The organism is Nostoc sp. CCY 9925 (genome assembly GCF_963920935.1).
Lineage (GTDB): Bacteria > Cyanobacteriota > Cyanobacteriia > Cyanobacteriales > Nostocaceae > Nostoc.
Genome location: NZ_CAWUDO010000203.1, coordinates 1 through 6015, shown reverse-complemented (window position 1 = coordinate 6015; position 6015 = coordinate 1). Strand labels below are relative to the sequence as shown.

Here is a 6015-nt window from a genome sequence, read left to right as displayed (position 1 = left end):
CAGAATGATTATCATTTTTGTTAACTGTATATTTTATTCTCTGGAAGTCCCTAATAAACAGCAAGAACAGAGTAAACCTCAGTGGGAGCCACCAACAGAAGATGAAAGTTTACGCTCAGTATTGCAAAATTACCTAACTCAAAAACGAGGTCTAACCAATTTCCTTGTAGAGCCATTACAGCGGCAGGGCTTAGGTTACATAGACCAGCAGCGGCGCGTGGTGTTTATTAAGCGAGATTTAAATGGTGAAAAATCAGGCGCACTGGTTTGGGATACCACACGGCTTGACAATCGGTGCATAGAGTACCCTGAATACAGCGAACGCTCACATGGATGGTTTCATTTCAAATTGGGTGGAGAGCCTGACGATAAAATCGAGAGAGTATTCTTGTGTGACTCCCCCATTGATGCGCTGTCAATGGCAGAGATTGACAGACACAAGGGGCAACCGCCAGTTAGAACAATGTACATGGCAGTGGATAGCCCTGATGACTTGCCCTTTGAACTCCTCAGAAATATCAGCAGGATTGGGCTGGCATTTAATAATGATGATCAGGGAAATGAAGTGGCCCAAGTCGTAAAGTCAATGTTACCCCAGGCTAAAAGAATTGCACCCAAGGGGCGAACTTGGAATGAGATTCTTATTGAACAGCAGCAAGAAATACTGGAGCAAAAGCAACGCTCTAGGGGTTTTAGTCGGTAGTTTCATGTTGAACCAACGAACTCGTGACCGCTACGCTCTCTGAGTCGGTGGCTCTTACGGGCAGAAAGATTACTGGTTGGGCCGACTAGATCCTAAAAGCCCGCAAGAGCCACTCCGCTAACGCCGACTCCGAGCCACGAGTTCTTAATTTTTGGATAAAAATAAAATATTTATACCTTATTTAAATTCGTGAATATACTTCACTATTGGTATGATTATTAGATAAATGTATATTCGGTTGAGGTATTATGAGATTTCTTTTTACTAGGGATTATTTCAATTCTAAAAAAGCGGATGCAGCGTACTTGGAGCCGACAAAAACTGTATTTACTGCCCCTTTCTCCGACACATAAGTTGTGTGAAAATTTACACTTACTTTATCCCAAAGTCAACATCCTAGACTCAAGCCCTTAAATACTGATTAGACAGCCAGGGATATTCACTCTGTTTCTACACGGGTTGAACTCTCTTCAATTGGCAAAGGTATTGGTTGAAAGTAAAGTATTTTTAATTGTTAGTACTTAAATATATGCAACTGAGCTTATTTGCTCACAACTTACCAGTGATAGCAACAGCTTATGTGATTTCAATTTTAACTTTGGCAGTTGCCACTACTACAAGCAACCAGCCAAGTTATGCCGGAAATAACAAATTCTTTTGCGACCAGGAAGGCGATATACCAGTTACCAAAGTACGCACTTCAAGAGGAAATGAGACATTTATTCGTTGGGTAGTTGAAGATTTTAAAAAATTCCCACCTCTAAAGCGTTGTCAGATTGTTTCTGCAAGGTTGCAACGCTATTACGATAATGGGTTGCTTTTTATTACTAGTAGAGATAATTTCAACAACTTTCCCGTTTTATGCATTGCCAATCGCAAAGGTGTACCTTGTAAATCAGAGGATTTACTAGTCACCCTCAAACCAAGAACTGACACAGGAAGAGTTTTACGGCAGATAATTGATTTCCGTATTAAAGGTAAACCTGTAAATTTGAGTGGATGTCAAGCTATTACTTACGATCAAAATAATTTGTATCTTGATGTGAAGCAACTGATAGACGATAACATTTGCAATTAATCGACTTCTAGCAAGAAGAATCTAAAAAGATAAACTGTGGAACCTCGCTTTTAGTTTGCAGTTACTTGGGCATTTTTCTTGTAGATAAATTCGCAATTAATGGCTAACAAGAGGGAAAGAAATGAAGCTTTTTAGTGGAGTGTTGACTGTATTTCTTGGTGCAACAATTGTTATGGTGCAGCCGCAAGTTGCTGCTGCCTTAACAGAATCGGATGCTTACTCGATTACAGTTCGCATTGATGGAGCAAATACTGGTTCTGGAGTAATTATTGATCGTCAAGAAAATTCTTATACTGTTTTGACAAACTGGCATGTGGTTGAAGCAGCAGGAAACTATACTATCCAAACTTACGATCGCAATATATATCAAGTTAATAAAAGTAGAATAAAACGCTTGGGCAATTTAGATTTAGCCGAGGTGCAATTTACCAGTACCCAAAACTACCGCAAAGCAGATTTATACTTTGAGCGCCTAAATGCACGTATACCTGTTTATGTTTCTGGTTGGGCTAATCCTGATGGCTACACCACAGTACGGGAGTATCTGCTAATACCGCAGGTGATTACTAGGATTGTAGAGAAGCCTAAAGATGAATATTCATTAGTTTTTAATACTCCTACTAAATCAGGAATGAGTGGCGGCCCAGTTTTAAATGAGCAAGGGCGTTTGGTTGGAATTCATGGACAATCACGAACAGATGGTAGCACTGGGGGAATAGATTTTTTAGGAATTCCGATACAGATATACATAAGACATGGCTCACCAACAGTGAAAAGGTTACAGGCACAAGCAAATCTTCCTGAACGTAAACCTGTTAAACCTCCTAGTTCAACTAGACCATCATCACCCCCTAAAATTGCTACTGAGAATATACCAAAAACTCTTCAACCTACAAATCCTAAACCGAGTGATGGTCAAGATTATTTGGCGCGAGGCAATCAAATGCTCAGTAGCGATGAACAGAGAGCATTAGAAAACTTTAAGCGATTCCAGCAATTAAATCCTAACGAAGCTCAAAAAGAAGGGTTAAAAATAGCAAAAGAAGTAGCTCAAATAGTCAAGTATTTGCCTGACTCTTCATCAAGATACTTGTCTCGAGTGAGAGTGGCTACTGTTTTAGCCCCTAACAGTGATGAAACTTGGTATTTATTAGGTGCAATGTATGTGCAAACCAAACAATATGACGATGCAATACTTGCTTTAAAAAAGGCAAAAACTCTAAATCTTAAAAATGCTGATGTATTATTCACTTTAGGTCAAGTTTATTATCAACAGCAAAATTATCCAGCGGCTATTCAATCTTTGCAAGCGGGTTTAAAATTAAGACCTAATGAAGCACAACAATTATTGTTATTAGGCTTCATATTTCATAAGCAAGGTAAATTAGCTGATGCCATTAGCCAGTATCTACAAGCAAGCGCTCAAAGTACTAAATACTCATCTGTATCAACAGCTGCTCTTAACAATATTGGTTTTATCAACTACGAACAAGGCAATGTTACAGGAGCAATTAGGCAATGGACGGCTGTTCTAGAAACTAATCGTTTTCAGCCACCCGTAGAAACTCAATTGGCTTTAAGTGTGGCGTTATATACCCAAGGTGAACGTCAACAAAGTCAGAAGGGAGGACAAGACGCACTTCGCCGCGATCCGCGTTACCAAAATATAGAGTTTTTGAAACAAAATCTTTGGGGCGATCGCTTGCTTGCAGATACAACCAAGTTCCTGCAATACTTAGAAAAACAGTAATTATATTTTTTCATTTTTAATCACACGCTGAGTTAAGTTATTTCAACACGTATCGGTTAATCTAATTGTTTTCTATAATTTGAAATGACTGCATCATCGCTTCAGCAATAGGTAAATATTGAGAATATTTTGCCGAGTCTGCTGTGTACGTAATGAAGTAAGCCTTTTTATTCCTCACAGTTCCTACTTCTATAGCTTGGAGTTTACATTGTGCTTCTTGGCGAGTATAGATTAATTTATATGCTTTAAATTTTGATAGCGTTGGTGAATCTTTAGAATCATCTGTAATTTGTTTATTTGGATTATTATTCTTAATTCTTTCTACAGCCAAATTTTTATATTCTTCTAAAGATAACAATTGCGTAGATAAATCTTGGACACTAATTGTTATGTCTATAGTGCAAGAATCCAACTGCTTTTCATTTGTAGGTATAAACTGAATTACCTCACCAATAAAATCATCACTTGGCTTGATTGGTTTCCAGTCGTCTAAGGGATATTTGATTGTGATGCCCTTAAGACTTTCCGAACCTGTAAGAGTAGGTTTTGGATTAATTTGAGAAAAAATCCCTAAAATTAGAGGAGTAATTACTGCTAATACACTTAGACTTACTAAAACTTTCCGCAATTGAGATTTAAGAGAAACGCGATCGCGTATATATTCTCTGGAGCTTAACTTTGCCCGAAGCTCTTCGGGCGGCTCTAGTCAGGTAAATGTAACTGGGGCGTTAAATGTATTGCCTTGAAAGACATTCTTAATTTCATCTGCCAACTTCTGATTGTTAATGACACTTGAGTGTTGTGGCTGCGACTTGAGCGTATCGGCTAATTGCTGTATAGATTGGATAAAATTGGAATTTGGTTCCACTTTAGCTGCTGCGGCTAATTCTTGTGCAGCTTGAGCCACTTCAAGATTAGCTTGAGCCGCCGATTCAACCTCTAGTACAGCCTTACCATAATCAAGTGGTTGCTCTGGTGCTTTCTCTATAGCAGCTACAGTATGGGGAGACTGCTTTTTGAGCGTGACGAGAAACTTGCCAGTCTTATCCAATAAAGTGTCTGTTACCTTTTCGGTTGTTTTTTCTAAGGCTTTAGTGGCAATTATAGTGCCAACAGCGATCGCCGCAGTAGTCAAAGGTTCCATATCTCTTTTAGAGTAAGTCAATCCTATTTACTTATTAACACATGACTTTTGTTCTAAATTCTGTAAATTAAGCAATACCTTTGCCCTGACTGCCTAATGAGTGTTGTAAGCTAAAAAACAGCACCTACCATTTAAAAGGTTTGGGCGAAGAGTGGTACTTGGAACTACATTCATTAGGCAGTTGCTCCCATACCCAAAAACTACTTTTAAAATGATTAAAATTATCGCGTCTCACCAAATTCCTTAATATATTCAACCAACTCTCTGGTATGCCCACCTTCAGAAATCCGCCCCAAATTCCCCACTAGGATAAACAGTTCTCGCGCTCTGCTGACAGTAACATTGAGTAAATTAGGCCGCCGATTAATAAACCAGAGACTATCAGTTGGTTGACATTGGCGAGTCGAAAAAATTATTACTGACTTCTGACCCCCTTGAAATGTGTGAACTGTGCCAATGCTCTTGGGGGAAAAATCTGACCAACGAGATTTTAAGCGTTGAGTCAGCGCATCTACTTGACGGCGGTAAGGTGAAATCACGCCAATTGTGTTGTCAGAGTCAGGAGAATTTAAGCAATAACCTGCCGCTAACAACTCCTCAATCAACGCTTCTACTGCATCAACTTCTGCCCAATTAACGTTGTTCTCTAGCTTACCTTCTACATTGCAAGCAATCAGGTTAGCACCCAAGCGAGAAGCTTTAGGCTCAGTTTTGATGATCATGCCGTAGTTGCACAAGCGATCGCAAAAATCAGCAATCACCGGAACGCAACGGTAATGATATTTAAGGATAATGCCATTACCAATATCCCCAGGTTGCCCTGATGCCCCAGCCGCTCGGTGATAAGCTGTGGAAGCAGTGGGGCTGTAGCGGTCATAATCTACATCCGTAAGTCCCTGCTCCAGAAAAGATTTGCTGCGATATTCCTCTTTCTTCTGGTCGCTCAAATTAACAACTGGCTCCAATTGCAATGGATCGCCAACAATCAAAGCCCGATTACACCTTACTAAAACTGGAAAAACCTGATGCGGCGGAATCTGACCCGCTTCATCTACAATTACTTGATCAATACAGCCACTATCGGGATAGGGTAACAAATTACGGATGGAGTGCAAAGTGCAAAGGAATACTGGAAACAACAGGCTGATATCCCGATAAATGTTTCTCCAATTTAGACTTAACTGACGGTAAGCATCCCATTCGCCATTCAATAATGCAATGTAAGTTCTAATGGAAGCTATCACCTCATCTTTCCGTCGCAGAGCTTCTTGTTGCTGAAATTGCCACTGGAGTTTAGACTAAAAGCGATATGAGAGAACGCAAATCAAAAGGAACTTAGA

General features: G+C 39.6%; 5 protein-coding genes and 1 pseudogene. 3 read left to right on the top strand and 3 right to left on the bottom strand.

Annotation, left to right across the window (positions count from 1 at the left end; translation table 11 throughout):
- The 3 genes and pseudogenes from ACM0OY_RS39125 to ACM0OY_RS39115 all read left to right on the top strand — a co-directional run.
- Positions 1–703 (top strand): annotated as a pseudogene (locus tag ACM0OY_RS39125) (mobilization protein); the annotation flags it as partial.
- 529 nt (positions 704–1232) lie between these two features.
- Complete coding sequence (locus ACM0OY_RS39120; protein WP_414574088.1) at positions 1233–1781, top strand: COP23 domain-containing protein; 549 nt, start codon at positions 1233–1235, stop codon at positions 1779–1781.
- A 121-nt stretch (positions 1782–1902) separates the two neighbouring features.
- Positions 1903–3531 carry a tetratricopeptide repeat-containing serine protease family protein gene (locus ACM0OY_RS39115; protein WP_414574087.1) on the top strand — a complete coding sequence of 543 codons (1629 nt, stop codon included), beginning with the start codon at positions 1903–1905 and terminating at the stop codon, positions 3529–3531.
- Positions 3532–3592: 61 nt separating this feature from the next.
- On the opposite strand, the gene ACM0OY_RS39110 is transcribed toward ACM0OY_RS39115, so the two are convergent.
- The 3 genes from ACM0OY_RS39110 to ACM0OY_RS39100 form a co-directional block, all read right to left on the bottom strand.
- Positions 3593–4159 (bottom strand): hypothetical protein, encoded by a 567-nt coding sequence (locus ACM0OY_RS39110; RefSeq protein ID WP_414574086.1) that lies wholly within the window; start codon positions 4157–4159, stop codon positions 3593–3595.
- A gap of 78 nt (positions 4160–4237) precedes the next feature.
- Positions 4238–4675 carry a hypothetical protein gene (locus ACM0OY_RS39105; RefSeq protein WP_196525082.1) on the bottom strand — a complete coding sequence of 146 codons (438 nt, stop codon included), beginning with the start codon at positions 4673–4675 and terminating at the stop codon, positions 4238–4240.
- Positions 4676–4896: 221 nt separating this feature from the next.
- Positions 4897–5919, bottom strand: coding sequence for a DEAD/DEAH box helicase (locus ACM0OY_RS39100; protein WP_414574085.1), 1023 nt, complete (start codon positions 5917–5919; stop codon positions 4897–4899).
- Between the last annotated feature and the right edge of the window lie 96 nt (positions 5920–6015).